2 pseudogenes are annotated in these 316 nt (G+C 49.1%); both read right to left on the reverse strand.

What is annotated here, in order from left to right:
- Nucleotides 1-93 (reverse strand): annotated as a pseudogene (locus AB9F26_RS22430) (IS6 family transposase); the annotation flags it as partial.
- A gap of 36 nt (nt 94-129) precedes the next feature.
- Nucleotides 130-316 (reverse strand): annotated as a pseudogene (locus tag AB9F26_RS22435) (sodium:galactoside symporter); the annotation flags it as partial.

Below are 316 nucleotides of genomic sequence, written 5' to 3' on the forward strand. Positions count from 1 at the left end.
AAGTGAGAGTGGGAATCTGACGTACAACATCACCGCAAGACGGATGATTTCAGGAGACGTCTTGAAATAGCGAAAAGGAGCGCGTTTTTTCATGACACAACGTTAATTGGTAGCCCTGCCCTTCTCAAGTCAGTTTCCTCTGACAGTGCCCTCTGTTGGTAAAGTCAGAACAAAGCCAAAGGCAATAAGTTTGAGAGCACATGGAAGGGCGACATAGGCGAAAGTCAGTGTTGACAGAGCTTCTGGGCTATTGCTTTGACCAGGGGTAAAGCCGCTTTGTTCCAGAAGCGGCAATACGGTGAAAGCCGCCAGTGCG

The organism is Falsihalocynthiibacter sp. BN13B15, from assembly GCF_041205415.1.
GTDB classification, from domain to species: domain Bacteria; phylum Pseudomonadota; class Alphaproteobacteria; order Rhodobacterales; family Rhodobacteraceae; genus Falsihalocynthiibacter; species Falsihalocynthiibacter arcticus.